The organism is Gordonia sp. (in: high G+C Gram-positive bacteria), assembly GCF_052106715.1.
Lineage (GTDB): Bacteria > Actinomycetota > Actinomycetes > Mycobacteriales > Mycobacteriaceae > Gordonia.
In genome coordinates this window covers 99,862-125,359 of sequence record NZ_JBQEDL010000006.1, presented here as the reverse complement: position 1 = coordinate 125,359, position 25,498 = coordinate 99,862, and the positions used below count along the sequence as shown (strand labels likewise).

At 64.8% G+C, this 25,498-nt stretch carries 23 protein-coding genes and 4 pseudogenes; 10 read left to right on the top strand and 17 right to left on the bottom strand.

The window, feature by feature from the left end:
- Window positions 1-144: 144 nt before the first annotated feature.
- Window positions 145-4,965: an amino acid adenylation domain-containing protein gene (locus tag ACTIMF_RS05045; RefSeq protein WP_442349175.1), complete on the top strand. Its 4,821-nt coding sequence runs from the start codon at window positions 145-147 to the stop codon at window positions 4,963-4,965.
- A gap of 285 nt (window positions 4,966-5,250) precedes the next feature.
- On the opposite strand, the gene ACTIMF_RS05040 is transcribed toward ACTIMF_RS05045, so the two are convergent.
- Together ACTIMF_RS05040 and ACTIMF_RS05035 are read right to left on the bottom strand one after the other, a co-directional pair.
- Window positions 5,251-5,742 (bottom strand): hypothetical protein, encoded by a 492-nt coding sequence (locus ACTIMF_RS05040; RefSeq protein WP_442349174.1) that lies wholly within the window; start codon window positions 5,740-5,742, stop codon window positions 5,251-5,253.
- 576 nt (window positions 5,743-6,318) lie between these two features.
- A complete protein-coding gene (locus ACTIMF_RS05035) occupies window positions 6,319-7,200 on the bottom strand; it encodes an SDR family oxidoreductase (RefSeq protein ID WP_442349192.1) in 882 nt (293 codons plus the stop codon).
- A gap of 84 nt (window positions 7,201-7,284) precedes the next feature.
- Here ACTIMF_RS05035 and ACTIMF_RS05030 point away from each other — a divergent pair, with 84 nt between their 5' ends.
- The gene (locus tag ACTIMF_RS05030; protein ID WP_442349173.1) at window positions 7,285-7,857 is read left to right on the top strand and encodes a TetR/AcrR family transcriptional regulator; all 573 of its coding nucleotides are present in this window, start codon (window positions 7,285-7,287) and stop codon (window positions 7,855-7,857) included.
- 109 nt (window positions 7,858-7,966) lie between these two features.
- Here ACTIMF_RS05030 and ACTIMF_RS05025 read toward each other — a convergent pair.
- Window positions 7,967-8,071 (bottom strand): annotated as a pseudogene (locus ACTIMF_RS05025) (transposase); the annotation flags it as partial.
- 756 nt (window positions 8,072-8,827) lie between these two features.
- Here ACTIMF_RS05025 and ACTIMF_RS05020 point away from each other — a divergent pair.
- From ACTIMF_RS05020 to ACTIMF_RS05000, 5 genes and pseudogenes are all read left to right on the top strand, one after another.
- Window positions 8,828-9,457 (top strand): HAD family hydrolase, encoded by a 630-nt coding sequence (locus ACTIMF_RS05020; protein WP_442349172.1) that lies wholly within the window; start codon window positions 8,828-8,830, stop codon window positions 9,455-9,457.
- Between the two features lie 217 nt (window positions 9,458-9,674).
- Window positions 9,675-9,917, top strand: a pseudogene (locus tag ACTIMF_RS05015) (glyoxalase/bleomycin resistance/dioxygenase family protein); the annotation flags it as partial.
- An 82-nt stretch (window positions 9,918-9,999) separates the two neighbouring features.
- The gene (locus ACTIMF_RS05010) at window positions 10,000-10,362 is read left to right on the top strand and encodes a metalloregulator ArsR/SmtB family transcription factor (protein ID WP_442349171.1); all 363 of its coding nucleotides are present in this window, start codon (window positions 10,000-10,002) and stop codon (window positions 10,360-10,362) included.
- Window positions 10,359-11,447: an ACR3 family arsenite efflux transporter gene (arsB, locus tag ACTIMF_RS05005; protein ID WP_442349170.1), complete on the top strand. Its 1,089-nt coding sequence runs from the start codon at window positions 10,359-10,361 to the stop codon at window positions 11,445-11,447. Before ACTIMF_RS05010 ends, arsB begins: the two co-directional genes overlap by 4 nt.
- A complete protein-coding gene (locus ACTIMF_RS05000; RefSeq protein WP_442349169.1) occupies window positions 11,444-11,830 on the top strand; it encodes an arsenate-mycothiol transferase ArsC in 387 nt (128 codons plus the stop codon). The genes arsB and ACTIMF_RS05000 overlap by 4 nt, the downstream gene beginning before the upstream one ends.
- A 197-nt stretch (window positions 11,831-12,027) precedes the next feature.
- On the opposite strand, the gene ACTIMF_RS04995 is transcribed toward ACTIMF_RS05000, so the two are convergent.
- The gene (locus ACTIMF_RS04995; protein ID WP_442349168.1) at window positions 12,028-12,873 is read right to left on the bottom strand and encodes a helix-turn-helix transcriptional regulator; all 846 of its coding nucleotides are present in this window, start codon (window positions 12,871-12,873) and stop codon (window positions 12,028-12,030) included.
- 92 nt (window positions 12,874-12,965) lie between these two features.
- Here ACTIMF_RS04995 and ACTIMF_RS04990 point away from each other — a divergent pair, with 92 nt between their 5' ends.
- Window positions 12,966-13,727: an SDR family NAD(P)-dependent oxidoreductase gene (locus tag ACTIMF_RS04990; protein ID WP_442349167.1), complete on the top strand. Its 762-nt coding sequence runs from the start codon at window positions 12,966-12,968 to the stop codon at window positions 13,725-13,727.
- Window positions 13,728-14,126: 399 nt separating this feature from the next.
- On the opposite strand, the gene ACTIMF_RS04985 is transcribed toward ACTIMF_RS04990, so the two are convergent.
- The 6 genes and pseudogenes from ACTIMF_RS04985 to ACTIMF_RS04960 all read right to left on the bottom strand — a co-directional run.
- Window positions 14,127-14,942: an ABC transporter ATP-binding protein gene (locus tag ACTIMF_RS04985; protein WP_442349166.1), complete on the bottom strand. Its 816-nt coding sequence runs from the start codon at window positions 14,940-14,942 to the stop codon at window positions 14,127-14,129.
- Window positions 14,939-16,003, bottom strand: a complete 1,065-nt coding sequence (locus tag ACTIMF_RS04980) for a FecCD family ABC transporter permease (protein WP_442349191.1) — start codon at window positions 16,001-16,003, stop codon at window positions 14,939-14,941. Before ACTIMF_RS04980 ends, ACTIMF_RS04985 begins: the two co-directional genes overlap by 4 nt.
- Window positions 16,004-16,005: 2 nt before the next feature.
- Entirely contained in the window at window positions 16,006-17,076 is a 1,071-nt protein-coding gene (locus ACTIMF_RS04975) for an iron chelate uptake ABC transporter family permease subunit (RefSeq protein WP_442349165.1), read from the bottom strand.
- Between the two features lie 36 nt (window positions 17,077-17,112).
- Window positions 17,113-17,487, bottom strand: a complete 375-nt coding sequence (locus tag ACTIMF_RS04970) for a hypothetical protein (RefSeq protein ID WP_442349164.1) — start codon at window positions 17,485-17,487, stop codon at window positions 17,113-17,115.
- Between the two features lie 82 nt (window positions 17,488-17,569).
- Window positions 17,570-18,154: a hypothetical protein gene (locus ACTIMF_RS04965; protein WP_442349163.1), complete on the bottom strand. Its 585-nt coding sequence runs from the start codon at window positions 18,152-18,154 to the stop codon at window positions 17,570-17,572.
- Between the two features lie 243 nt (window positions 18,155-18,397).
- Window positions 18,398-18,638 (bottom strand): annotated as a pseudogene (locus ACTIMF_RS04960) (ArsR/SmtB family transcription factor); the annotation flags it as partial.
- Here ACTIMF_RS04960 and ACTIMF_RS04955 point away from each other — a divergent pair.
- Window positions 18,636-18,839: pseudogene (locus ACTIMF_RS04955) on the top strand (hypothetical protein); the annotation flags it as partial. The pseudogenes ACTIMF_RS04960 and ACTIMF_RS04955 sit on opposite strands and share 3 nt — an antisense overlap.
- Before the next feature lie 9 nt (window positions 18,840-18,848).
- Here the strand turns inward: ACTIMF_RS04955 and ACTIMF_RS04950 are convergent.
- The 6 genes from ACTIMF_RS04950 to ACTIMF_RS04925 all read right to left on the bottom strand — a co-directional run bounded on the left by ACTIMF_RS04950 (window position 18,849) and on the right by ACTIMF_RS04925 (window position 24,443).
- On the bottom strand, window positions 18,849-19,613 hold the full coding sequence (locus ACTIMF_RS04950; protein WP_442349162.1) for a hypothetical protein: 765 nt from the start codon (window positions 19,611-19,613) through the stop codon (window positions 18,849-18,851).
- Window positions 19,610-21,265 (bottom strand): asparagine synthetase B family protein, encoded by a 1,656-nt coding sequence (locus ACTIMF_RS04945; protein ID WP_442349161.1) that lies wholly within the window; start codon window positions 21,263-21,265, stop codon window positions 19,610-19,612. Before ACTIMF_RS04945 ends, ACTIMF_RS04950 begins: the two co-directional genes overlap by 4 nt.
- A gap of 72 nt (window positions 21,266-21,337) precedes the next feature.
- Entirely contained in the window at window positions 21,338-21,826 is a 489-nt protein-coding gene (locus ACTIMF_RS04940; protein WP_442349160.1) for a hypothetical protein, read from the bottom strand.
- Between the two features lie 19 nt (window positions 21,827-21,845).
- The gene (locus ACTIMF_RS04935) at window positions 21,846-22,613 is read right to left on the bottom strand and encodes a hypothetical protein (RefSeq protein ID WP_442349159.1); all 768 of its coding nucleotides are present in this window, start codon (window positions 22,611-22,613) and stop codon (window positions 21,846-21,848) included.
- Window positions 22,598-23,644, bottom strand: coding sequence for a hypothetical protein (locus ACTIMF_RS04930; protein ID WP_442349158.1), 1,047 nt, complete (start codon window positions 23,642-23,644; stop codon window positions 22,598-22,600). The genes ACTIMF_RS04935 and ACTIMF_RS04930 overlap by 16 nt, the downstream gene beginning before the upstream one ends.
- Before the next feature lie 145 nt (window positions 23,645-23,789).
- A complete protein-coding gene (locus tag ACTIMF_RS04925) occupies window positions 23,790-24,443 on the bottom strand; it encodes an LGFP repeat-containing protein (RefSeq protein WP_442349157.1) in 654 nt (217 codons plus the stop codon).
- 214 nt (window positions 24,444-24,657) lie between these two features.
- Between ACTIMF_RS04925 and ACTIMF_RS04920 the strand changes: the two genes are divergently transcribed.
- A complete protein-coding gene (locus ACTIMF_RS04920) occupies window positions 24,658-25,221 on the top strand; it encodes a L,D-transpeptidase (RefSeq protein WP_442349156.1) in 564 nt (187 codons plus the stop codon).
- Between the two features lie 19 nt (window positions 25,222-25,240).
- Here the strand turns inward: ACTIMF_RS04920 and ACTIMF_RS04915 are convergent, their stop codons facing one another.
- Window positions 25,241-25,456: a DUF2255 family protein gene (locus ACTIMF_RS04915; RefSeq protein ID WP_442349155.1), complete on the bottom strand. Its 216-nt coding sequence runs from the start codon at window positions 25,454-25,456 to the stop codon at window positions 25,241-25,243.
- Window positions 25,457-25,498: the final 42 nt, after the last annotated feature.

Here is a 25,498-nt window from a genome sequence, read left to right as displayed (position 1 = left end):
GGCCTTCTCGACAAGCCCCGTGCAGGCGACCTCGCCGCACGGACCGTCGACCGACTGGCCTGCATCGCAGTGCACCGGAGCGCCGCTGACTTCGCCGCTGACACCGGCCGCAGTGGAGCGAGACTCCTCGCCGAAGATCGCCGCGTGATCCGCCTCGATCTCGTCGACGACGGCGCCGACCCGAACCGACTCGATGCGGCGGCCGCTGTCGTCGCCGCCCTTCTCCACGAACCAGACGCCGTCGTGCGTTTGGGCTCGCACGCACAGTGGGTCTCGGATGAACTTGCGCGTGCCAAATCGGACGATCTAGTAGCCGACGGATACTGGATCGACTTCGTCGAAGAGGCGATGGACGCTGAAGAACCCGGTGACAGTCCTCGTGCCTCGGTGCGGACCGCGAGCGCGCACGCGCCGCGCACCGCGTCCGACGGCTTCGTCGACGTAGCCGTGATATCGACTGCGGTGACCGCGACCGCCGAAGCGCTCCTCGCCGCAGGTGCCGACCTCGGCGACGTCTTCATCGTCGACGTCGAGGAGTCTGCCCGCGCCGACGCCGACGCCGCGTTCGTGACCGGCGACCTCGTATGGCGCTATCCGGTGATCGTCGAATCGGGGGCGGAGATCGCGTTGCCGCCCGCCGCCGAGATTGGCGACTACATCGCACTCCGCGACCACAGCGTCCACGCCCAGGGGTTGTTCGCCGACGTTCCGGACGCTGCACTCCTGGTGCGGGTCCATCGCACCGACACCGTGGTGACCGCGGGGGCCGACGCCGGCGCAGATGGGTTCGGCGATCACCGTGCCGTCGTCGTCGTGACGGTCGACCGCGACGGACTCTACGTCCACATCCACCTCGCACACGACTACGACGTCGACGTCGACGTCGACGCGATCGCCACCGCGGTCGCCGACGCGCGGGACGGCGGGAACCGCATCGACCGACGCGTCGTCGATTTCGCCGAGGCCGCGCACGCGCAACGCGAGTCGGCACACCGGGATCTACTCAGCCTGCGCGCCGTCGACCGCGAGCAGTTGGAGATCGGATTCGGTCCACTCGCCGACGTGTGGCCGGTGACGGCACTCGGCGAAGGCCTGCTGTTCCACCTGCGCATGGCGGGCGACTCGGGGGATACCGATCTGTACGCGTCTCAGTCTGTGGTGACCGTCCGCGGTCGTCTCGACGTCGACGCAATGCGGACCGCGATCGCAGGAGTGATGGAACGCCATCCGAGTCTGCGGGCGGCCTTCACCACCGTGACAGGCCGGTCCGTCGCGCTGATCGCCGACACAGTGAACGTGCCCGTCACCGTCTACACGCGCAGTGACGTCGAGCGCGACGGCGTCGAAGAGATACTCGGCACAGAGCGGTTCGCGCCGTTCCGCGCCGACCGGGCCCCGCTTATCCGGTTCGCCCTCGTCCCGACCAGCGACGACCAGTGGCTCGTCGTGTTCTCTTTCGAACACGTGCTGATGGACGGCTGGTCGATCGGCCGGCTGCTCGACGATCTATTCGCGCTCTACGCAGGCGACGCCGTCGAGTCGCCTGCGTCGATGAGGGCCTACCTCGAATGGCTCGACGCCCGCGACGACACGTCCGCGCGGTCGTCGTGGAAGGGGTATCTGTCCGGCGTCGACGAACCGACCATCCTGTACCCGGCGGCGATGGCGTCGCAACCGGATGCACTCGCGGCAGCAGATCATCACCAGGTGCTAGATGCCGCGACCAGCGATCGGATCCGCCGCGCAGCCGCCGACGCTGGCGTCACGCTCAGCACCTTCCTGCAAACCGCGTGGGGCATCACCCTCGGCAGACTGACCGGACGCACCGACGTCGTCTTCGGGACGACGGTCGCCGGAAGGCCCGCCGATGTGGCAGGCGCCGAACGCATCGTCGGCCTCCTGTTCAACACGGTGCCCGTGCGCGTCGACCTGTCGCGGGCGTGCACCGTTGCCGACCAGGTGCGAACTCAGCAGGACGCGTGGATAGGCGTGCTCGACGCCGAACACGTCGGACTCACCGACATCGGCGACGACACCGGCGTGCCGACCCTCTTCGACACGCTGTTCATCATCCAGAACGTGCCCGCGAGCGTGGAAGGCCGCCGCTACGGTGACCTCGACGTCATCGGCCGCTCGATCAACGACGCGACGCACTATCCGGTGTCGTTCGCCGCCGACCCCGCCGAGCGCATCGTACTGCGCTGCGCGTACCGGTCCGATGTCCTCGACGCCGACGAGGCGCGGCTCCTCACTGACCGGTACGTCGACGTCCTCACAGGGATGGCGGGGGATCTCGACGCCGCCGTCTCGCGGATCAGCGTCGCCACTGAAGCAGAACGGGAACTGGTGCTTCGCACCTGGAACGACACCGAGTGCGACGTTCCCGACGTCACCATCGCCGATCTGTTCACGGAACAGGCCTGCCGCACACCCGATGCGACGGCCCTGGTCGCCGGATCAGTGAGTCTCACGTTCGCTGAGATGTCGGGACGTGTCAACCGTCTCGCGCGCCTCCTGATCTCCCGAGGCGCGGGGCCCGAGCAGCGGGTGGTGCTGCTGCTGCCTCGCGACGAACGCATGGTGCTCGCGATGTTCGCGTGCTTCGCCGCCGGGGCGGCCTACGTTCCGGTGGACGCCGACTATCCGCCGGAGCGGATCGCCTACATGATCGAGAGCGCCGGCCCGGCGGTGGTCGTCGGAACCTCGGCGCTCCTGCCTCCGGACGGCAATGTCGCTCGCGGCGAGGTTCTCGACCTCGACGATCGCGGTCTGCTCGCCGAGCTGGCGGGATTCGCCGGTCACGATCTGACCGCAGACGAGGCACTGCGCGCCGCAGGAGACAACCTCGCCTACGTGATCTACACGTCGGGGTCGACGGGCCGACCCAAGGGCGTCGCCGTCGGCTATCGCGGGTTGACGAACATGCTCGTCAACCACAGGGCGAAGATCTTCGACCGTGTGGTCGCCGAACAGGGCGGGCGCAGGATGAGGATCGCGCACACCACGTCGTTCTCCTTCGACGCGTCCTGGGAACAGCTGTTCTGGATGCTCGATGGGCACTGCGTCGACGTGATCGACGAGGACCTCCGTAAGGATCCGGTCGAACTGCTCGCATACTATGACCGGGCCTCCGTCGACGGATTCGACGTCACCCCGTCGTACGGCCAGGTCTTGCTCGACGCCGGGCTGCTCGAGCGCCCTCGCGCCGCCGGCCGGTCGTCGGCCCCCGACGATGCGGGCGTTGTCTTCGTCTCACTCGGCGGTGAAGCGGTCCCGGACGCAGTCTGGACGGCGCTGCGCGATGCGCCCGGTGTCTCCGGATACAACCTGTACGGGCCCACCGAGTACACGATCAACGCGCTGGGCGCCGATGTCGCCGATAGTGCGACGTCCTGTGTCGGTGCGCCGATCTACAACACACGCGCCTATGTTCTCGACGCCGGTCTGTCCCCGGCGCCGCCCGGCACGCCGGGCGAGCTCTATCTCGCTGGTGCGGGCACGGCGCGAGGCTATCTCGGCCAGCCGGGTATGACCGCCGAACGGTTCGTCGCCTGCCCGTGGGGCGACGGTGAACGGATGTACCGGACCGGCGACGTCGCCCGGTGGCGCGACGACGGCACCCTCGACTACCTCGGTCGGTCGGACGCCCAGGTTAAGATCCGCGGATTCCGTATTGAACCGGCCGAGGTCGCCGACGTCATCGCTGGATGCGACGGCGTTAGCCGCGCCGCGGTCCGGGTCATGACATCACCGTCGGGCATGCCTGCGCTCGTCGGATACGCAGTGCCGGACGGCGCGGATCTCGATCCCGGCACGATCCGTGACTCGCTGCGCGACATGCTGCCCGACTACATGGTTCCCGCTACGATCGGCGTAGTCGACGATCTGCCGCTGACGGTCAACGGAAAGCTCGATGTCGCCGCCCTGCCCGAGGTGCCGCTCACCGCGGAGGAGATCGTCGCGCCTATCGGGGCGGTCGAGGAGTTCGTGTGCGCCGTGTTCGCGGACCTCATCGGCGTGCCCGCGGTGTCAGCGACGGCGGACGTATTCGAGTCCGGTGCGAACTCGCTGATCGCCATGAAGGCCGCCGCCAGGCTCAACGACGGCGACCACGGGTTCTCGGTCCGTGTCCGCGACGTGTTCACCACACCGACGCCGCGCGGCCTCGCCGCACTCGCCGAGAGCTCGACCGTCGATGCGTCCGCGGCGCACCCCGCGATCACCGAGTTTGTCGAGTCGACTGCCGGTCGCCGAGTGATCTGTTTCCACGAGGCATTTGGCTTCGTCGCCGCGTACGCGGCGCTCGCAGACCGACTGCCCAGCGGGTGGGGACTGGTCGGCGTCGGCGACGTCGCCGACGTGCCCGGCGTGGAGGAACCCGCGTCGTTCGGCGACCTCGCCTCCGACTACGCCGACGTCGTTCAGTCCGTACAGGACCACGGTCCGTACGATCTCCTCGGATGGTCGTACGGCGGCCACCTGGCGTTCGCCGTCTCCCGGGAACTGCGCCGTCGAGGTGAGGACGTCGTCTCGCTGACGATCGTCGACGCCTACGCTGTCGACCCGGCGGAGGCCGAGCAGATCGACGTCGCAGAATCCGAGCGTCGCGTCCGCGTCATCGCGGGAGCGACGCCCGACACCCCGGCGGCCGAGGTCGTCCGTGCCGCACTCGCCGAATCGCCGATCGTCGGACTCACCGACACCGACCTCGAAGCATCCTTCCGGTCGCACGCGCGGTGCGAACGGATGCTTGTGGAGCCGACTACGGGATCGGTCGACGTGCCGGCGGTCCTCGTGTACTCGCGGGTCGAAGCGGAGTCGTCGACGCCGATCGAGTCGACGTGGACCGCGCATCTGACCGCCGGTGTCGAAGTCGTCGGTGTCGACGCCGCCCATGACGAACTCGTCACCGACCACTATGTGAGCGACTGGATCGAACCGGTGCAGTGCATCTGGGAGGGGTGACACGGACCGCGCTGCCGGTGGACTCCGCCCGGGGCCACAAGAGAAGCTGGGTAGTACTTGACTCCCTCCCAGCTTGACGCTGGCGACATCGGACCACACGGAGCCGAGGTCATCCGCGACCCAGACAGACTCTGAGTGGCGATGCAATCCTGGTCGAACCTGCGCTGATCGGAGAGCGGAGAAACGGTGCAACGTCACTGTGACGTTAACCGAATCCTCCTCCAGGGTTGGATAGGGGAGGAGCGACGTGTCTTTCGCCAAGTGTTCCCGGCCGGCGTCCGCCCGTTACGCGATCTCGATGTCACCGTCGAATCGGAAGGGCGTCGTCTCCGGCGCGCAGCCGCGGAACGACGACGTCGGCGCAGGTCCCATCACGCCGACACGGTCCGCCGCGCCCTTGCGGACCGAGATCTTGACCGCGAGCATGTCCTTCAACGGGTCAGGCACGAGGTTCGGGGCGGTGGCCGAGATCGGGTACACGAGTGCCGCAGCGTCGCCGCGGGTGTCAATGCACGTTACCGGCCCCTTGATTTGGAACGGCACCTTCGACATGCCGTTCATTAGGGTGGCCGTGTAAGTCCCGGACGTCTTTCCAGCGTCGGTGCGGGTGCCTTCGGCATCGATATTCAGCAGGTGGACGCCGGGCATGATCTCCAAGTCGCCGTCGATCGACAGCGACGCGGATTCGGCGGCTTGTGCCGGAGCGCCGGTCGCGCCGAGAACGGCGACGGCCGCGAGCCCGGCGACAGGCAGGAGACGGAGTGTACGAGTGTTCATGACGAGTCCTCCAAGTTGAGGACAGGAACGTCCTCGACTGCTGACGTTACGCCTGAATAATGCGGCGGAGAGCGTTTACTCGGAGAGTGCGTAGCTGATGTTCGGCAGTATTGGCGGTGACCACAAGATGTAGGCGGGCCCTGCGGTGTGAGAATGCTGACCGCGAGATCGGTGGCGATCTGGGCTACGGGTCGCCGAGCGGCGACCAAGTCGAGAACCTTCCGACGAGACTCCTCGGGGTAACTCTTCGGCATGTGTACGACTCCTTCGCTGAGACGTCAAAATCAGAAAGCCAAGAACACCGACTCCGGGCAACCCGGGACATATCACTCAGTCAATTGGATCCGACCTCGCCGACGACCGATTCGTGCGGTAGTGCCAGGCTGCCTGGACTACCCAGTGGTTGGCCTCGAACTCTGCGTGTGGGGTGCTGTACCTTCGGCGAGTCTTTCGGTCTACCGGATGGCTCGGCATTGGGCTCCGCGGTCGCTGTGATGGGTCAGGCTAGTGACGTCATGGCCGACCCGTCTGCGCGCCCACCCGCCACGGCGGCGTAGGCGCATGTCGGCCGCGAGTTCAGGGGCGGATATTCCCCAAGTCAGGCAGCAGGCTCGGATGCTGGGGAGTCCAGCCCAGCATCTCGCGGGTGTGCGCGGAGGAGGCCGGTTGATCGATGCTGAAGATTTCTCCCAATGGTCCGTAGATCTGCGGGTCGACCGATTCGACCGGGACATCCAACCGATCTCCGATGACAGCGGCGATATCTCGAACTGCGTCGCCCTCGTCGGCCACAGCGTGCCAGGCGTGACCGGCCGGTGCATTTTCCAGAACGAGTCGAAAGAGGACCGCCGCATCGAGCGCGTGAACGGCCGGCCAGCGCTGGGAGCCATCACCTGGATAACCGGACACCCTGGACTGACGTGCAATGCTCGTGAGCATCCCGGCGAAGCCCCCATCGCCGTTGTTATGGACGGTGCGCGGCAATCGGACGCTCGCGCTGCGGACACCCTGGGAGGAGAGCTCGAGAACTCTGCGTACAGCGCGACTCCGACCTCCGACTGGGCCGATTTCTGACAACGGGTCGGATTCTGTGGCGGGACGGCCAGGCACAGCTGGTGTGCCTGACGAGGTGACTAGCGGTCGATGGGTGCCGATCAGCGCATCGCCCATCGCAGCGAGCGCTGCCGCCTCCTCCTCGACCCCCGCGGTGAGCGCACCCTCACTGCTGAAATCATTGCTGAACGCAAGGTGCAATACACCGTCCGCTCGCTCAGCGCTTGCGCGCAGGACCTCGAGGTCCGTAAGACTGCCGCGGACAGGCTCTGCGCCCGCCGACGCCAGCGCATTTGCCGAGACGTCTGAGCGAGCGAGTCCGAGGACCGCGTGACCACTCGCGATCAACTCGGCAACCACTGAGGTGCCAATTAGGCCTGTACCTCCGGTGACGAAGATTTCCATTGCCTTGCCCTTCATCTGATGAGACCTTTGTCCCATGACACTACCAGCCGATGCGACAATAGTCTCATCACATACGATGGGCTCATGGCGCGGTGGAAGCCCGGGACACGGGAGCGACTCGTACTCGCAGCGGTCGACTTATTCGCAGAACAGGGGTACGACGCGACGACGGTCGCGGAGATATCTGAGCGCGCCGGAACGACGAAGAGCACGTTCTTCCGATATTTCCCGGACAAGCGCGAGTTGCTCGTCGCTGGCCAGGCAGCTCTTAGCGAACTGCTGACGGAGGGGATCGCGAACGCGCCGGACGGGGCGACGCCACTCGAGGCCGTCGCGGCCGGGCTGGACCGCGCTTCTTCGATGATGGGCCCCATGAATCGTGAACTCGCTCCACGTTTGGCAGCGGCGGTAGCTGCGAATGCCGAACTACAGGACCGCGACGCACTCAAAAGCGTCGGTCTCGCTGCCACGATCACCCAGGCGTTGAAGGCTCGGGGTGTCGATACGGTGAGCGCTCAACTAGCTGCCGAACTCGGAGTGCTCGCCTTCAAGCAAGGATTCAGCAACTGGGTGGAGGCAGATGACGACTCGAGTATGGCGGCGCACGCCGCTCGTGCACTCAACGCCCTTCGCGACGCTGCGTCCACACTCGGCTAGACGAGACTGTCATTTGACAACACAGACACCCAATCCGGGAGCTTGTGACAAGTAGTTGGCGAGGAGCGGCACCCTTCAGCCCATTAGTCGGCGTGTTCAACCAGGTCGTGCCAATGAGCCCGACGGTGGCGTCCTGGTTGGGGAACACGCCCACGACATCGGTGCGACGGCGCATCCCGCGGTTCAGACTCTCCGTGGTGTTGTCGGACCAGATTGGCGACATTCCAGTGGTAGCCGACTCGGCACTGCTCGCTCACGTGACCCTTCCTTTTGCATCAGTTTCGTCACCTGTGACGATTCGTTGCTGGATCGCTTGAAGTCTGCTCAGGCCGGGGAAGTAGAGCGCGGCGGCCGATGAGTAGGCGTGGCCGACCTACTGCTGGACGAACGATGGATCATATCGGCTTCAAGGAAATGGGTGACGCATCACTGGCGCAGACAGTGCATCTTCAACCCGCTGCCCATTCTGCGGCATTTACGTCACTGTGACACTTTGGAGGGGCCGAACCCACCGAGCATGCGACCCAGGAAAGGCGCCAGCCAGGCCCCATTCGGCCCAGTGCGCCAACACTGCGGCCAGTCGACATTCAGGGGCAGTCAGCTTGCGAGACGCTCGCAATTTTCAACGATCGCCACCGCGATGAAAATCCGCACATCCGCGGATGACACGTCGCCAAGCGCGAAGTGTCCGATCCACGATTACGTGACTGAAAGGCATCGCAATTGCATGGCAGTTATCGGCGTTTGCGTTGTACATGCGTTTCGCCTCGTACACCGATAATATACATTATGTCAAGTGTGGTTGACATGATGGAAGTTTCATCGGATGAAGCATGCTGCCACTGTCGGATGACAAGCTAGTTGAGGCGTTGACACCCTAGTTGAGACTCAGTGACAGGCAACTGAGACTTTTGTTGGGATGTCCTGGTGAACAAGGAGTTCCGGTTCGGAGTGGTGAGACTATCGTCTGGTGAGTGATCTGCAGCTACGGAACGGGATCCGCGCCACTGTCTTCGATGTCGGCGAGACGCTGGTCGACGAATCACGGATGTGGGCGGAACGAGCACGTGCAGCGGGCGTAACGCCTTTCGCGTTGATGGGCGTCATCGGCGCGCTCATCGAACGCGGCGAGGATCATCGTCTTGCCTGGGACATCCTCAGCGTCGATGCCTCCACGGCGCCACCGGCGATCAGCGCCGACGACCTGTATCCGGATGCCCTGGACTGTCTGTGCACGGCTAAGGCCGCAGGTTTGATCGTCGGGATAGCCGGCAACCAACCGGCCGGTACCACCGAACAGCTACTCGCACTCGACTTCACAGCCGACGTCGTCGCGTCGTCCGCTGAATGGGGAATCTCCAAGCCGTCCGAGGAGTACTTCACGAAACTGGTCGACGTGCTCGGGCTCGAGGCGCACCAGATCATGTACGTGGGTGATCGTGTTGACAACGACGTCGTTCCGGCACGTGCGATCGGCTTGCGAATGGCGTTCATTCGCCGCGGCCCCTGGGGCTTCGTCCATTCCACTCAGCCGGAAGCGAATATCGCTGACCTGCAACTCGATTCACTCGCCCAGCTCGCCGCGTGGCTGAGCCGCTGACCGACGCCCCGGATAGCTCGGCTTTGCAGCCCCGCCGTTGCGCTGCCATTCCGTCACACTGTCTCACATCTTCTGTCACTCAGCGCCTGGCCAACTACCTTGTCATCCGACACACCTCACCGGTACCGCTCCCCTAGTCCCAGCTACCGGTCATTAGTCCCAGGTGCGGTGTCATCCGACAACCGTGGAGATCACCGTTGTCTCGAAGGCCGCTGGGCGCCTCGCAGGCGAAGAGCTGTTCACCGAGGAGCAGATCAACACCACCTGCTGCTTCGCCACCCAGGACAAAGTGTGGGTCGGCGCACCCGACGGCGAACGCTGGGAGGTCTACACCGTCCCGGCCGACTCGAACACGTTCGGCGAAGCTCCTGCCCTCGCCTCGGAGGGCTCCGACCTGGGCCTGACGCAGGCTTCGCAAGGCTCGTCGGCGTGCTGCACACCGGCCTCCTCGTGCTGTTGACGACAGGTTGATCCCGGGCGCCGCCCAGCTGGGTGGCGCCCTTCGTGTTGCACCCCATATCGACATACATCAATATTGATTTATGTCGAAGTCACTGGAGATTGAGGCCTCATCAGTACGGTGCTCGCCGCTAGTGCGTGAGCCGTTGACACCTGATCAGTCGGTACACGCGGCCGCGGTATTCAAGGCACTCGCCGATCCGGTGCGATTGCAGCTCTTCAGTCTGATCGCCAGTCACGACGGCGGCCAGGCGTGCGTGTGCGACATCTCGCCAGCGGTCGATGTCTCGCAGCCGACGGTCTCGCATCACTTGAAAGTCCTGCGAACCGCCGGGCTCCTCGAGTCCGAGCGCCGAGGATCGTGGGTGCACTACCGGGTGGTTCCGGCCGCCCTCGACGCCGTCGCCGCTATCGTGGCGCCTCTGACTGCGCAGGCCACGCCGTGAGCGTCCCGACGTCCAGCCGCAGCGTCGCTGGAAAGCTGTCGACGCTCGATCGGTTCCTTCCGGTGTGGATCGGGTTGGCGATGGTCGCCGGGCTGCTACTCGGCCGCCTAATACCCGGCATGGATACCGCTATCGACAAGATCCAGGTCGACGGGATCTCACTGCCGATCGCACTCGGGTTGCTGATCATGATGTACCCGGTGCTGGCGAAGGTCCGCTACGACCGCCTCGACACCGTCACTAGCGATCGACGCCTGCTGATCGGATCGCTTGTCCTGAACTGGGTCGTCGGCCCGGCACTGATGTTCGCTCTCGCCTGGCTACTTCTGCCCGACCTCCCCGAATACCGCACCGGTCTGATCATCGTCGGCCTGGCGCGCTGCATCGCGATGGTGATCATCTGGAACGACCTCGCCTGCGGCGACCGGGAGGCCGCCGCCGTGCTGGTGGCGATCAACTCAGTGTTCCAGGTCCTGATGTTCGCTGCGCTGGGCTGGTTCTACCTGTCCGTACTGCCTGGCTGGCTGGGTTTGGAGCAGACCACTATCGATGCCTCGCCGTGGCAGATCGCGAAATCGGTGTTGATATTTCTCGGCATCCCCCTACTCGCCGGATATCTGAGCCGCAGAATCGGGGAACGCCGACGCAGCCACGACTGGTACGAGGAGACCTTCCTACCTCGGGTCGGGCCGTTGGCCCTCTACGGGCTGCTGTTCACGATCGTGCTGCTGTTCAGCTTGCAAGGCGACCAAATCACCTCACGCCCCGTCGACGTTGCCCGCATTGCATTGCCACTGCTGGCGTACTTCGCGATCATGTGGGGCGGCGGCTATCTCCTCGGCGCCTCCCTGTGCCTGGGCTATGAGCGCACTACTACCCTCGCGTTCACCGCCGCAGGCAACAACTTCGAGCTGGCGATCGCCGTCGCGATCGGCACCTACGGCGCTACCTCCGGCCAAGCCTTGGCCGGCGTCGTCGGACCACTCATCGAAGTCCCGGTCCTGGTCGCCCTGGTTTACGTCTCCCTCGCACTCCGACACCGCTTCACCCCCACCACTCGGCCCACCGAAAGGGACTTGCCATGACGCCGTCCGTGGTGTTCATGGCTGAAGGCCTCCTACGACAGGCCGCAGGCGACGCGATCGGGGTTCACTCGGCCGGCACTCGCCCCGGCACCGCGGTCAACACCCTCTCCGCTCAAGCGCTTTCCGACGTCGGCGTCAACATCACAGGCCATACCCCGGTCGGAATCGACCCAGCCTTGCTCGCCCGCATCGACAAGGTCATCACTTTAGGCAGAGAAGCCGTCGTCGACGTCCCCGGCGTCACCGTCATCAACTGGGACACCGACGAGCCCTCCGAACGCGGCATCGACGGCATCGACCGAATGCGCCTAGTCCGAGACGACATCACCACCCGCACACACAAGCTCGCCACCGAACTACTTCATAAACGATCGTCTGAATAGACGACCGAAGCGTCGCCAACGCGCGGCCCGATCTGGCAGCTACGCACGAAGTCAATACGCAGGGTGTTCAGTAGACCTTTGCATCTTGAATCAGATGAATCATGGCTGGACCTGCGTGATCGCCGTTGCTGTCGGCTTTCGTCGCACGAGCGAAGTCCGTTAACCAGGCGCACCTGGGTTTCTGCAGGCCACATCTGCTAGACGAAGCGGCGCGCACCGATCACCGCGAGAAGTTGTAGCTTCTCGACCGTCGCCGACCCCGGCGTGGCAGTGAACACCAGCAACGCCTGACGGCTCTCGGTGTCGATCAGTGTCTGGCAGTCAAGCTCCAGCTCCCCGACCTCCGGGTGCGAGAATCGTTTGCGCCGTGGATGTTTCATTCGAACATCGTGTCGATCCCATACCTCGGCGAACTCAGGGCTGGTGGCGAGCAACGCTTCCACAACCTCAGTCGCCCGCTGACGAGTTGCCGGAGTGGAATATGCACTACGCCACTCGGCCGTGAACACCGCCCCGTGCTCAGCCTGATCCTCAAGCGGGTACACGTCGCGAGTCGCTGGGTTGGTGTACCAGCGATAGGCATTGATGCGATCCAGGCCCGTGTAGCCGGAATGACCGCCGAGCAGAGCACAGGCGAGCGGCGTCTGTATCAGCGTCTCCCCCAGATCGGTCAGCACCATCGCAGGGGTGTCAGACAGTCGGTCGAGGATCCGCTGCATCCCCGGCGCCACGTGCTGCCATGCGCTGCCCGGCTCAGGTGACGGATGGCCGGCCAATCGGAACAGGTGCGCACGTTCGTCGACGGTGAGCCGGAGTCCGCGCGCGATCGCGCCCAGTATCTGCTCCGATGGTTGCGGCCCACGCTGCTGTTCGCGCCGACTCCAGTAGTCGGTCGACATGTCGCAGAGTTGGGCGATCTCTTCACGTCTCAGGCCACGTGTTCGTCGACGAATTCCCTGCTGTAGGCCAACATCTTCCGGCTGTAGCGCCTCCCGTCGACTACGCAGGAAGTCAGCCAGCTGACTGCGATCCATGAATGCCATTGTGCCTCGACTAAATCACTGTATCCGCGGATCGTTGATCCCTGGATAGGCACGCCCTGGAGAGACATCCGTTATCGGTGCACGGTAATTGCATGACCGATAACAAGATCACTCTCATCACCGGCGGCGGACGTGGCCTGGGACGCGCCGCCGCGCTCGCTCTGGCCGATTCCGGGCAGGACGTCGTCATCACCTATCGCGCATCAGCTGAGTCCGCGGCCGATACTGTCGCCGCCATTGCGCAGAAGGGTCGCAAAGCCGTTGCACTGCAGCTCGATACTACCGAATTCTCGACGTTCCACGCCTTCGTCGAACAGCTTCGCGAAGCGCTCGCGGAAACCTGGGGACGCGATAGCTTTGATCACCTCTTCAACAACGCCGGGATCGGCGTCCTGACCCCGGTCGCCGCCACCACCGCTGAACAAGTCGACCAGCTGCTCGACACCAACGTGAAAGGCGTTGTGCTGCTGACCGAAGCCGTGCTGCCGCTGATCGCGGACGGCGGACGCATCCTCAACGTCTCGAGCGGATTGACGCGCTTCACGGGCGGCACCCCGTACGCGGTCTACGCTGCGACAAAGGGGGCGATGGAGGTCTACACCCGCTACCTCGCGGCCGGTCTCGGCGAGCGTGGGATCAGGGCAAACACCCTCGCGCCCGGCGCAACCGCGACCGACTTCGGTGGCGGTTACCTCATGAGCGACGAGTTCCAGCGCGAAGTTGCGAAGGTGACCGCGCTCGGTCGTGGCGGGCAGCCCGACGACATCGCGGCCGCCGTCGTTCTGCTGTTATCGCCGGACGGACGCTGGATCAACGCTCAGAGAGTGGAGGCTTCGGGCGGCGCCTACCTCTGAGCCCACCAGCCCAAGCATCGGATTTCGTCGGCAATCCGACATGATCCGCCATCTTTCTCCTGGAATATGCAGCGATCGAATATGCCGGGCTACCAGCAGTAGATTGGTTATTCGCGCGCGACGCGAATAACTCAATACCATGTAACCCCTCCACCGCCCGTTCGAACAGGCCTCTGCCTGCGACTTCACTCCTAACGATGTCCGCCTACGGCGGCAAGTGCGGTCGCCGAACGATGCGAATCGTGACGCGCCCGCAAGTTCACTCACCAGGCAAGACGCACCATATGGTTGCGTATTTTGCACTCGGAATGCAGAACATCAGATGAAACAATCGCCCACTCCAGCGCTTAACCCGCTACCGGTGAACGCCCGAAGCCGCCCGCGCTACGCCTTCGGTGTTCAGCGTGGGCGGCGAGCCCGCGGAATGACCAGTGGAGTGTGTGACTCGGGGTCGTCGATGATCGTGCACTCCAGCCCGAAGACATTCTCAACGAGTTCGGCGGTCACGATCTCGTTCGGTGCACCCTCGGCGACGATCGAACCGGCCTTCATGGCGATGATGTGGTCGGCGTAACGGCACGCATGGTTGAGATCGTGCAAGACCGCAACCAGCGTCCGTCCGCTCTCCCGGTTCAAATCCGAGCAGAGATCGAGGAGATCGATCTGATAGGCGATGTCCAGGAACGTCGTCGGTTCGTCGAGCAGAATGATCGGAGTCTGCTGAGCAAGCACCATCGCGACCCACACCCGCTGCCGTTGCCCACCGGACAGTTCATCGACCAGCCGGTTGGACAACTCGCTCACACCAGTGGCCGCCATGGCATCGACGACGGCGACCTCGTCGTCGTCCGACCACTGTCGCAGAAGATTCTGATGCGGGTAGCGACCGCGCGCAACCAGGTCGCCGACCCGGATGCCGTCCGGGGCGATCGACGACTGCGGGAGCAGCCCCAGTTCGCGAGCCAACTTCTTGGCCGGATACGAGCTGATCGACTTCCCGTCCAACAGGACTCGCCCGTCGTGAGGAGCGAGCAGCCGGGCGAGCGCGCGGAGCAGGGTGGACTTCCCGCACGCGTTCGGCCCCACGACCACGGTGAAGGCGCCGTCGGGTATGTCGACGCTCAAGCCTTCGCTGATCACCGTCTTGTCGTAGCCGGTGGTCACCTTCTCGGCGCGAAGCCTGCTGGATCGGCGTACGTCGGTCGTGTCGGTCATTGTCGCTTCGCCTCTCTCGCGAGCAGCCAGATGAGATAGATTCCGCCGATCGCGACGGTGATCACGCCGACGGGTAAGCGGGCGGAGAACGCCTTCTGTGCGATGAGATCGCTGGTCGCCAGGATGAAGCAGCCCATCGCACCCGAAGCCACCACGGTGACGCCCGCGGAGCGGGTGAGTCTGCGGGCCAGTTGCGGTGCGGCCAGCGCGACGAAGGCGATGGGACCGGCGACCGCAATCGACAAAGCGGTGAGTCCGACGGCCACGACGATCAGGACGAGCCGGGTGGGCTCGGCCCGCACGCCGAGTGACTTCGCGGCGTCGTCGCCCATTGCGAGCAACGGCATGCGGTACGCGGCGTAGACCGCTCCCACCACAAGCACGGCCGCACCGATGAGGGCGGGACGAGCTTGGGCCCACACGATGCCGTTGAGGGTTCCGGCACCCCACGTGGCCGCCGACATGGCGTTGGCGAGGTTCGCCTTCAAGATGAGCCACGTGTTCGCCGATGACAGGACGGCGCTGACCGCGATTCCGACGATGATCAGTCGGAACCCCTGCACGCCGCGTTTGAAAGCGAGCAGATACACCGCGAACGCGGTCGCTACCCCGCCGACGAGGGCACCGCCACCAATGGCGAGGTAACTGGTCGAATTCAAGGTGAGGATGACGATCAACGCACCGGTGTATGCACCAGTGTTGAATCCGATGATGTCCGGACTGCCCAGTGGATTCCGCGTCAGCGATTGAAAGATCGCTCCGCTGATCCCCAGCGCGCCGCCGAGGACGAGTGCCATGAGCACCCGCGGCAGACGCCATTCGAGGACGACCATCGAGTCGATGTCGTCGCCTCCGCCGAAGATCGTAGCGAGCACTCGCAGTGGCGGGATCGAAAAGTCACCGCTGCCCAACGACACGACCGAGACGGCGAGAGCCCCGGACAGAAGGGCGATGACGACCACCGTGGAACGGATGTCCACTCGGGTCGACACCGTGCCACCGAATCTGCGAAGGATCAGCAGTCGACGACCGAAGTCGATGCCGCCCGAGCCGTGCGTCACGCTCACAGGCCGCTCGCTCGTGCCCGCCGGACCATGATGATTAGAACCGGAGCTCCGACGAATGCCGTCACGACTCCTGCAGGCATCTCACCGGGGCGCACGATCACCCGCCCGATAATGTCCGCTGCCATCACCATGATCGGACCACCGAGTAGCGAATAGGCGAGGATCCATCGCTGGTCTGAGCCGACTATCCAGCGGGCGATGTGAGGCACCATCAGTCCCACGAACCCGATGGGACCCGCAACTGCGGTGGCCGACCCGCACAGCAGAGTCACCGCGACGACCCCGACTGCCCGTGTTCGCCCGATCCGCGCGCCGAGTGCGTGCGCCATATCGTCGCCCAGCGCTATCACGTTCAGCGGCCGAGTGATCAGTATCGCCAGGATCACGCCCGCTGCGATGAACGGGATCACCGACAGTGTCATCGACATGTCCCTGTTCGCGAGCGAGCCCGAACTCCACCAGCGCATCTGGTCGAACGCCTGCGGGTCGAGCAGCGTCACGCCGCTGGTCAGTCCGGACAGCAACGCCCCGATCGCCACCCCGGCGAGGGTGAGACGGACCGGCGTCGCTCCGCCTCGCCCACGCGATCCGAGCGCGTACACGACGACGGTCGCGATCACGGCGCCGAGGAACGAGAACCACACCAACGAGTTCGTCTCGCCGAATCCGAGAACTCCGACGGCCAATGCCACACAGAACGCGGCGCCCGCGTTGACACCGAGCACACCCGGATCGGCGAGCGGGTTACGGGTCAGGGCCTGCATCAGCGCCCCGGCGACCGCCATCGCGACGCCTGCCACGATCGCCAGCACTGTCCGACCGAGGCGTCCGTCGTGGACTAGGAACTGGTCGTACACGGTCGGGTCGTAGGAGAACAGTGCGTCCCACACCACCGGCAGAGGGATGTACTTGGTACCCACCGCCACGCTGAGAAGGCCGATGACCGCCAGTACGCAGACTCCGACCAACCAGCCGACTGCGCGCAACGACGTCGCGGCAACCGACGCAGACGGCCCCGCGGGAGCCTTAGGGCTCTCGCGGGGCGTCTGCACAGCGGCGTCGCTCACACGACCGCCATCGACTCGATCTGAATGGACGGCGTCCTACCTGACCTTCTTGCTCTTCTCGAGAGCATCGGCGAACGCGTTGATCGTCTTCGTGTAGCGGGGGTAGCTCTTGTTGGCGCCGTAGTCCCACAGCACCATCTGATTCGCTTTCACCGCAGCACTCTTCTGGAAGACCGGGAAGCGCTTACCGATATCGGCGAGCTTCACATTCGCTGAGTTCGCGACGTCGTGGTACACGAACATCAGATCTGCGGCGTCCGGCGGGAAGGTCTCCCACGCGTACTTGCGCCAGTATCCGTCATCCGTCGTGCCGGGGCTGAACATCTTCAGTCCCCACCGCTCGTAGTCGCTGAAATCAGGATCGGCCTTCGGGTCGAGAACATACGCGACCTCCAACGGCCACACGCCCATGCCGACGACATCCTGACGTTCGCTCGCGACTTGCTTGAACCGTGCGACGGCGGCATCGAAGTCGTCCTTGATCTTCTTCTGATCATCGCTGTTGACTGACGTTCACGCCGAGCGCGGTGTCGAGCTTCTGGTAGTTCTCGATCGTCTTGGTGGTCGACCCGGTGTCGAGGTTGACCCCGACGGTCGGAGCGATGTCATCCAGTCGGTCAGCCTTCGACGTGTCGTCCTTCGAAGTGAGTTTGCCGAACTGCTCGAACCGAGGGTTGTACTCCCCGACGAACAGGTCGGGCTTCAGAGCGAGCACCTTCTCCATGCTGACCTCGCCCCACTTCTCACCGACCGCCTCGACGCCGTCGAGGTCGAGGCATTTGAGGATGGGGCTCACGCTCAACGGCGTGGTCGACCAGATGCCCACCGGCTTGATTCCGGCGGCGTACAGAGCGGCTGCGGACTCTTCGTCGGCGATGATGCGTGTCGGCTGCTTGTCCAGGTGGATGTTTCGGCCGCGGCCGTCCGTGAACTGAAAGGCGCCGTCGGCGCGGTCCGCGGCGGGTACGGTGTCCGAACTCGCGCACGCAGCAGGGTCTGCGTTGAGATCGACCGGCTCCTTGTCGTCTCCACCGTCCGACCCGCAGGCCGAGACGGCCACAAGTGCCACTGTGGTCACGAACGTCGCAGTCAGTGTCTGGACTCTACGTCGCGCAGATTGGGATCCTTCACTCTTGGCCAGCTTCATCGAACTCCTCAATCATTCCAACGATGTCGTATCGCGCCGCAGACCAGAATGTGGCTCACTTCCCGATTGGGATTAGAGCAGCGTGCCCTAACCTTGGCCGTGTTTCGGGTATCGGTCGACGGGCGAAGGGCACCGACCCCCCGGACCGCGGATGGGAGGAGTCTGCGTCTCGCATCAGGCGTTGTCGATCGTCGTGTCCTGTTCACCGAGGCCGAGATGTTTGATGTGATAGATCGCTTCGTCGAGGAGCATGGCGACGTAGTTGTCATAGAGCCGGTAGGTGACACTTCGTCCGGCACGGGAGCCGGTCACCAAGCCCAGAGCTCTCAACAGTCGAAGCTGGTGAGACTGCGGACTGCTCCATATCGACCGCATCGGCCAATGCGGTCACTCCGCACGGCCCATGGCGTAGCTCGGCATTGCCGCGTCATTCATCATCACTCTCGTGGCGTGGGATCTGACGGCCACGCTCCCCTTGCCGCTGGGTGTCGCAGGTCACGAGAGCTCGACTGTCATCGTCGCACTCGACGGGATGCGACTGTTGTCCCAACGAGCGTGGACGCGGACGGAACCAGGAGGCACGCAAGGCCTCCCGTCGAGTCAACCGCGTCGGTGAAACCGCGACCTACGCGAGGGGCCTCGGAACGTCTAACACGCAGGACTCGGCGCTGGGCAGCTTGTCCGCCAAGAATTGCGTCTGTGCCATCATTCGGTAGCCGGACATCGACTCGCGGAACACCTCGATGGACTCTTCGGGATGCACTGAGTCGATGACCGCATGCGGACCGATGGCGTTGAACTGGTGGCTCACGCCACGGGGCACCTGCATGTCGACGAATGCACAGGGTGGGACGATCACGTTGTACCGAATGCGTTCCAAGCCGGGGCCGGCGTCCGGCACATCGTCGGTGAATGCTTCGAGCTGAAAGTCGGTGACGCCGGGAACGTCGGTGACCACGATCGGCGACAGACTGCTGACTCTGACCTGGGTGTCCGGTCCCGTCATGATCCGGACGAACCGGAGGCCGGTGTGCAGATGCATTCGTGAGCAGAGATCACGGTCGGTCACGTCGTAGAAGTCCATGATGTATCGGTCGGCTACGTAGTCGTCGAACGGCTTGTCGATCATGTAGACGTCGCCCTCCTCAAACACCTGCGATCGAGTGACTCCGTCCTCATCGGGTGTCGTGGCGGCAGCACTCGCGTTTCCTCGAGTGACGACAGCTGCGAAAGCCGAGACGACAGCAAGGGCGACGTCGGCCTCGAGTCGTAACACCGGCGTCACCACATTGCGTGACGCGTCGGTGAACTCGACCAGGTCGATCACCTCGTCGACGGCGTCCGCATCGGTCTTCATCGGCGTCTCTTTCCCGTCGGCATCGCTGTTCATCGGCCCACCTCGAACGACTGCAACCACATCTCCAATGTCAGTACCAACCACAGCTTTCCGCCGTGGCGCGGAAGCAGGGCGCCGTCGTTGCGGAGCCACGCGCGAACCGTCGCGGGATTGAGCAGCCCCCGATCGCGTGCGGTCCGACTCTCGAGCACATCGTGCGTGAGGTCACGCAGCGGACCGTCGAGCCACTGCTGCACCGGGACTCGCATACCGCTCTTCGGCCTGTCGACGATCGTCGCGGGCAGCAGGTCGCGCACGGCCTCTTTGAGAATCCATTTCTCGCTTGTGCCGTACAGCTTCTGCTGCGGCGGAACCCTGAACGCGTAGTCGATCACGTCACGATCGAAGAGCGGCGCATGACCCTCGACGCCGCTGGCGGCAGTCAACCGCTCCACCTTGGTGAGGATGTGGTGAGCACCCTTGGTGCGGAGGTTGGTGTGCAGCAACTGGTTCAGCAGACTGCGCATGGCCCCGCGCTCCAAATACGGCATCAGTACGTCGGTCGGCGGCGCCGTGGTCTCCAGTTCCGCGAGCGCTTCCGCGGTCAGGAGCACAGGGAGGTCATCGAGACACTTGCGGTAGCTCGTGAGGTAGGCCGCCGCTCGCGCCGCCGTCCCCTCCCGGCTGCGGAAGAGTTCGAAAATGAGCATCGGGAGATTCTTGGGGCCACCGAACACCGGGTCGCCGCCCTCCCCGTTCAATACAACCGAATTACCTTGTGCTGCAGCCGCTTCGGCGAGCATGAGGTTCGGGACCGTCAACGGGTCGCCCACCGGGCTGTCGAGCAAAGCGACAGTCTCGGCCATCCGCGACGCGATCGCGTCTCCGGAAACAGTCAGGACGTGCTGGTCGACACCGCAGTACGCCGCGACGAGACCGGAGTAGCCGAGCTCGTTGGGTGTGTCGGTGTCGAACGCGATCGAGTAGGTGGTCACGGGATGACCGTGCAGTTTGGCTGCGAGCGCCGTCACCAGGCTGGAGTCGACACCGCCGGACAGCAAGACACCGACCGGTTCCGCCTCGGGCAGTCGCCGGACCACGGCCTCCTCCAGCCGTTCCCGCAGTCCCAGAGCATGCTGGTGGGCGTCCCGCGGGTCGTCGACCTCCATTGGCTCCCAGAACGTCTCCTCGACGACTCGGCCGTCCGGGCGCAGACGCAGTGCGCGTCCGGGAAGTGCCTCGGCGATACCGCGAAAGAAGGTCTCCGTACCGGGCAGGTACGCGAAGGTGAGGAACGAACGGACCGCGCGGACATCCAAGGCGTTGTCATACCCGGGGGCGCGGGCGAGCTCTCGGATCGATGTGGAGACCGCCCACCGGCTTCCGGTGCGGGCATAGAACAAGGTCCGTGAGCCAACGTGATCGCGGATCAAGACCAGGTCGTCACCGTCGATGATCGCGAGCGCGAACATCCCCTCGACCTCGGCGACACCCGGTAGACCGCGCTCGCGATAGATGTGCAGAAGCAGTTCAGTGGCGGAGACGTCGGCGGGGATGCGTCGTGAGAGCCCGCGCCGGACGGCCGACGCGTTGAACACCGTCGCCTCGCCGACGGCAGTCAGATCTCCGACGACCAGAGGTCCCTCTGCTGCCCCGGGGCCAGGGACGAGTGTCGCGACGCCGTCGATCACGCTGAATCTAGCCACCACTGTTCCTTCTGGCTCCAAGTCCCCTCATCCGAAGTCCCCTCATCCGAAATCCCGTCACCCGAAATCCCGTCACCCGAAATCACCGCCGTCGTCCCCGTCGCCTCCCCAATCGGAGTAGTTGTCGCCGCTCGAGCCGTCACCACTCGATTCGCCCGTCCCACTGTTCGCTTGTAGATCTGCCTCCTGCTCGGGCGTCAGGGCTTCTGGCGGATAGACGAGAGTGCCGATCAGCGCTGCCCCCGCCAGACCCGCGACTGCAGCGCCCATCCGACCGCCGAACCTCGACTTGTTCAGGGTCAGGACGCCGTCGCTCCACAGCGTGCGGCCGAAGCCGTTCTCCCGCCCGTAGATCACGACGCCGTCGCTGTGCGTCCGTTTGACGATCTTGCGGCCGAGCGCCACGTCGATTCCGGTCCGACCGTGGTCGTCATGCCAGCGAACCTCATCGCCGGGAGTCCGACTCCGCCACTCCTGGCGTCCGTCGGAGTACCGGCGGTACACGGTCCCGTCGGTCAGAAGCTCGTCGGTGTAGGCCACTTCGTATGGTTTCGATGTCATCGTGTCTCTTTCGGCACTGCTAACGCTGGGGCCAGGTGAGGAAGCCCGCCGAGCGGGCGGCCGATAGGTCGACGAGCGGTTCGCGGCGCCGATGAACGTCTCGGACCAGGCGATGGACGCTGCGCAGAAGCACTGCGGGAGCGACGGACTCGACCTCGACGTAGCTCGCCGGGTGCCAACCGGAACGGGTCAGGTGCAGGGGTGCGGTCTGTGACCGTCGGAGCCCGATCGGCACGACGACCGCCGACTCCGGGAGCCCTGCCGTCTCAGCGAGTCTCTGAGGCAACGCGAGCCCGACGGGCGAATCGTCGTGCAGGACGTAAACACGCGCACCGTCGCCGGTGACGGAGGCCGTGTCGAGCATCCGCACAAGCCCAGGAGCCAGCGGCAGGTCGTCGGCGCTGAGCACTGGGCACGCGGACTCCATGGGCAGGCCGTTCGCTCGCAGCATGTCGGCGACCGCGGAGGACTGGCAGATGAGCAACCGGGGTAGCGCGTAGTCGAAGAGATCGTCCTCGACAGTCGAGCTCCCCGGGTCAGGTGTTGTGGCCTCGGGCGGGTCCAGAAGGCCATCGATGACGCCGCATCGTTGCAGGCAGGACTCGAACACGCCGATCGGAATCAGAGCCGGCACGGTGAAGGCCAGGCGACGCGGCAGGAGGTGCACGGGCAGCAACAAGCGGCAGAGCTCGTAGTACAACTGACGTTGGGTGAAGCGCAGTCCGGTCGGCCGGCCCGCACGGGCCGCGGCATAGTGCACCACACCGCTGATCAGACGGTCGGCCATGTAAGAAATCCGATGGTCCGGGCTTCGGCAGTGCCGGGCTCGAAGCGATCAACAGCACGATTGACGGCGGCGATCAGTCTGCGCGGCGGCACCGCAGCCACCGGTGTCCACCAACCGATCTCCAACCACGCCCGCTCATCGTCGGAGAGGTCTGTCGGCAACCCGGCCCTAGCATCGCTCGACAACGTCGGCTCACGTAGCCACACGCGAGGCGGCTCGGCGTTCATTGCAGTCTGAGGCGACAGACCGACGTCGACGGCGAGCGAACCGAATCGTCGCCGCGCCTGGGTGACCGAACGCAGGCCGGCGGGGCTTGCATCGTGAATCACCAGGACTGGGATGTTCGGCGGCACTTGGTCAGGGTGCAGCGCGAGGATGAGGTCCCGTTCTCGCACGACATCGTTGCACGAGAGACACACCAGCACGCTCCGGCTGGGGCAGAGCACCGCGTAGCGGGGCGACGTCGCGTGCTCGATCGGTGCTCGCCACTCGTCGATCAGTCCCGGGATCGTGGTGCCGTACACAGACTTCCAGCGATCGGCGAGCGTTGCGGCGAAGTCGTCGAGCGAACCGTCCAGGTCGATGCGATGATTGCGCAGCATCGCCGGACGTCGCAGACCGTTGATGATCATGCTCAGTGCGATCAAGCTGGCCGAGCAGACGAACAGCCACGTGACGAGTGTCCCTCCGGACACCCCGATGAGATCGGGGCCGAAGGCCAGTGCCACCGGCAGGCCCGGAGTGAGCGTCAGAAAGAAGATGAATGCGGGCGTACCCCAGAACGCTAATCGCCATGGCGAGTCGAGGCTCGTCTCGAGCGCTCGTTTGCCTGCTGCGTACCGCAATTGCTCATAGGTGAACCGCAGGTTCTCATCGGTGCGGAGCTTCTCGGCCAGGCGCAGAACGCGGAGGTCGTTCAGGCGCAGCGGTGCGGTCGTGGGGTCCAGGGCGAACTCGCGATTGCACTGGCTGCACGTGGAATCGGGCCGCTCGCGGTAGTTGACATCGACGCCACAGTGCGGACAGATCACCCGACGCTCCTTCGTGGCGGTCGCGACAGCGCCGCGACGTGTCCCCTATTCGGGTCACTATACGAGAGTTTCGCGAAGTCTGCCCTTTCGACTGGTCAACTGTCTAGATGGCGCGGCAACGCGGCGTGAACAGCGGCCGCGGTCATCACTCGGTGGGTACGACCTTCCCGTTGACCGTGACGGTGACTGTGCCGGACTTCGTGTCGTGGGAGATGGAACCGTGCTCGAATCGGGTGGTCTGCACGTGGCCGCGTGTCACAAGATCGCTGGTCACCGGACCGAGCGGACCCGCGGAACCGTTTGTGCCGACGACAGTCGGGACGCCCTGGTCGTTGCGCTCGACGTTCCATGCGTCACGGATCTTGCCGTACGTCAGGTAGGCCGGGGTGCCGGGGTGATCGTTACGAGCTGTGATCACACCGCCCTCGAATTGTTGGTAGACCACGCCGCTCTCGCGGGTCCCCGCGTTGCGGGAGCCGGTGAGCGGAAGTCGCAGGATCTTCTTCTCTGCGGCGGTCGTGGACGAGAAACGTTCGGCGATGGGTCCGGTCAGCGTGACCTCGACGCCACGAGCGCCCCCTACTTTCACGCTCGCCGCTTGTGCGACCTTCGAAGCGCCCGCCGTCGGCGAGGTGTCCGCAGTCGCCTCATCCGAAGCGGAGGTCTCAACTGCGGAGGCCTCAGCCGACGTCGGGGTGCTCTCGCCTGAGTCGTCGGTGCCGCACGCGCTGCCGATCAGCGCGACAGCCGCCGCTCCAACGATGACGCCGACTATGCGAACACTCGCGATACTCCTCATGAGTCCCTTCCGCCTCGCTGTCGACACAGGTTCCGCCTAGGGTGCGACAGACTTGTTCTACGTATGGGTGCCGGATGCACCGCATCGACCGTGTCATAGTGAGCGCCACCACGCGAGTTCGAGTACTCGGTGCGTGTCTGCCGCCCACGGCGGGACTCCGCTGTAGCCTCGACTGTAGATAACGATAGTCGTTTACGTTTGATCGGGAGTTGTGGTGGGTACGACGCTGCGTGGGTACGCATGGGTGCTGGCATTGGGCACGGCCGTGCTGATCATGACTGTCGTCCTCCTCGCGCATTCGACGGTCCGTGCCGCGGCTCGCACTCCGCAGGCGGCCTCGCCGACGACGACATTCGCAACGCCCACTACGACCACCGACCCGCAGTGCGCGCTAGGAAACGACGAACGGCGAATCGTCGTGAGTGTGTCGCAGCAGCGCCTGTGGCTGTGCGAGCACGGACGCTCGATCAAGTCGTCTCCGGTCACAACGGGCCGCTCAGCCACCGGCCATGGAACTCCGATCGGGAGCTGGCACATAGTCAGTCACGAGACCGCACGGTTCCTTGAGGGACCCGGCTACCGAATCCGGGTCACGTACTGGTTGCCGTTCGTCGGCGACGTGGGCTTCCATGACTCGCCCTGGCAACGGTTCCCGTACGGCGACCGGGAACGCTACAAGATGCGGGGATCACGTGGATGCGTCCACGTTCCGGGCCCGATGATGGCGCAGCTCTACCGATGGACGAGAGTGGGTACCGCGGTGACCGTCGACCGTTGAGGGGCGAGGACGACGTAGCTCACTCAGCGAGCTGCCCGAGCGTGGTGGCGGCTGCCTCGTCGGAGACCATTCCGCCGGTCGTCCGGCAATACCAAGTGCGCACATAGACGTCGCCGCCTACGCACACCACCCAGATCGGGGTCCACGAACGAAGCGTTCCGTCTGCGCGACGCACCGCGATCTCCAGCTCGCGGACTGCGTCGAACCGTTCGAGTTGCTCGTCGGTCCAGGTCAACGTACGGCCCGACGACGCGACGAGTCTCGACGAGGGGCAGGA

What these genes read in the sequence shown, in the direction of transcription:
- ACTIMF_RS04995 (WP_442349168.1), bottom strand. Translation starts at nt 12,873, where the DNA reads ATGGCATTCATGGATCGCAGTCAGCTGGCTGACTTCCTGCGTAGTCGA.
- ACTIMF_RS05040 (WP_442349174.1), bottom strand. Translation starts at nt 5,742, where the DNA reads ATGAACACTCGTACACTCCGTCTCCTGCCTGTCGCCGGGCTCGCGGCC.
- ACTIMF_RS04990 (WP_442349167.1), top strand. Translation starts at nt 12,966, where the DNA reads ATGACCGATAACAAGATCACTCTCATCACCGGCGGCGGACGTGGCCTG.
- ACTIMF_RS04950 (WP_442349162.1), bottom strand. Translation starts at nt 19,613, where the DNA reads ATGAACAGCGATGCCGACGGGAAAGAGACGCCGATGAAGACCGATGCG.
- ACTIMF_RS05000 (WP_442349169.1), top strand. Translation starts at nt 11,444, where the DNA reads ATGACGCCGTCCGTGGTGTTCATGGCTGAAGGCCTCCTACGACAGGCC.
- ACTIMF_RS04935 (WP_442349159.1), bottom strand. Translation starts at nt 22,613, where the DNA reads ATGGCCGACCGTCTGATCAGCGGTGTGGTGCACTATGCCGCGGCCCGT.
- ACTIMF_RS05030 (WP_442349173.1), top strand. Translation starts at nt 7,285, where the DNA reads ATGGCGCGGTGGAAGCCCGGGACACGGGAGCGACTCGTACTCGCAGCG.
- ACTIMF_RS05035 (WP_442349192.1), bottom strand. Translation starts at nt 7,200, where the DNA reads ATGGAAATCTTCGTCACCGGAGGTACAGGCCTAATTGGCACCTCAGTG.
- ACTIMF_RS04985 (WP_442349166.1), bottom strand. Translation starts at nt 14,942, where the DNA reads ATGACCGACACGACCGACGTACGCCGATCCAGCAGGCTTCGCGCCGAG.
- ACTIMF_RS04940 (WP_442349160.1), bottom strand. Translation starts at nt 21,826, where the DNA reads ATGACATCGAAACCATACGAAGTGGCCTACACCGACGAGCTTCTGACC.
- ACTIMF_RS05010 (WP_442349171.1), top strand. Translation starts at nt 10,000, where the DNA reads ATGTCGAAGTCACTGGAGATTGAGGCCTCATCAGTACGGTGCTCGCCG.
- ACTIMF_RS04925 (WP_442349157.1), bottom strand. Translation starts at nt 24,443, where the DNA reads ATGAGGAGTATCGCGAGTGTTCGCATAGTCGGCGTCATCGTTGGAGCG.
- ACTIMF_RS04970 (WP_442349164.1), bottom strand. Translation starts at nt 17,487, where the DNA reads ATGGGCGTGTGGCCGTTGGAGGTCGCGTATGTTCTCGACCCGAAGGCC.